Here is a 1,272-nt window from a genome sequence, read left to right as displayed (position 1 = left end):
TCGACACGGTACGCTAGCGGGTACATTCTCGATCGCGCGGCCACGCACTCCCGGCCGCGCGGTACGCGTAGGACGGACCAGCGGCACCGGGGCCTGCCGGCCTCGGCGCCTCGGAACGGAGGGATCGCATGTACGAGTCGTACGCACGGCGAGGGAGCGGCCTGTTCGGTGCGTTCCTGCTCGGCGGCCTGATCGGGGCCGCGCTCGGCCTGCTCTTCGCGCCGCGCTCCGGCAAGGAGACCCGCGACCTCATCGCCGAGAAGGGGCGCGAGTACTGGGAGGACGCCGGCGAGCTGTACGACCAGGGCGTCGCCAAGGCCACCGAGCTGTACGAGGCCGGTCGCGAGAAGGCCGCCGAGACCGCCGATGACGTGCGCGGCCGAGTCGACGTCGCGCGCGAGAGGCTGCGCGAGACCGTCGCCGAGGCGTCGCGCGGCGCCAAGCCCGCGGTGAGCAAGGCCGCGTCGGCCGCCAAGAGCGGCCTGGACGTCGCAGAGGCCAAGGCGCAGGACGCGCTCGACTTCGTGATCGAGAAGACCGAGGCCCCGGCGCCGGACGCCGCAGCCGTGCCCGTCGCCGCCGACGCCGTGGCGGCGCCCGCCGACGACCTGCCGGACCTGTAGCCCCGCCGCACGGACCGCATCCGCAAGGGGCCGGCCGCCTGCGAGGCGGACCGGCCCCTTTCGAACCCCGCCCGGCCTTTCGCGGCCGGGCCGCGAAAGGCACGGACGACAAGCCGCCATGCCGCTCATCTCCGCCATCAGGGGCCTGCCGGTCGCCGGACGCACGGGCCGGCTCCTCGGCACTGTGTCCGAGGTGCTGTTCCACCCGTCCGAGCCGCGCGTGATCGGCCTGCAGGTCGCGCCGCCTGCCTTCCTGTACGTCCTCAGCCGCGCGCCGCGCTTCCTGCCGCTGACGCGTGTGGCCGTATGGGGCGCCGAGGCGATCGGTGCGAGCAGCCGGCTGCCGTCGAAGCGCGCCGGTGAGCGCGAGATCGGTGCCGCCTGGGACGACACCGTGATCTGGCGCGGGATGCCCGTCCTGTCGCAGGGCGGGACCGCGGCCGGCCGCGTCGCGGACGCCGGCTTCACGAAGGTCTCGGGCCGCGTCACGCGCGTTCTCCTGACCGGCGGTGTCGTCAACGACGTCGCGTTCGGTGCGCGCGAGGTGGCCGGCGAGCTCGTCATCGGCTTCGAGCCCGGCGCGCCCGGCGGCGGTGCGGTCCGCGTCGCCGATGCCGCGCTCGACGCGTCGTTGCCGGGTGGCGCGGTC

2 protein-coding genes are annotated in these 1,272 nt (G+C 75.2%); both read left to right on the top strand.

Features of this window, described 5'->3' with window-relative positions:
• Positions 1-128 precede the first annotated feature (128 nt).
• Positions 129-623, top strand: coding sequence for a YtxH domain-containing protein (locus FDZ70_10845; GenBank protein TLM65776.1), 495 nt, complete (start codon positions 129-131; stop codon positions 621-623).
• A 118-nt stretch (positions 624-741) separates the two neighbouring features.
• On the top strand, positions 742-1,272 hold a 531-nt coding region (locus FDZ70_10840; protein ID TLM65775.1), incomplete at its 3' end, for a hypothetical protein.

The organism is Actinomycetota bacterium (genome assembly GCA_005774595.1).
In the GTDB taxonomy this organism is placed as follows: domain Bacteria; phylum Actinomycetota; class Coriobacteriia; order Anaerosomatales; family D1FN1-002; genus D1FN1-002.
This window is presented reverse-complemented; position numbering and strand designations above follow the sequence as displayed.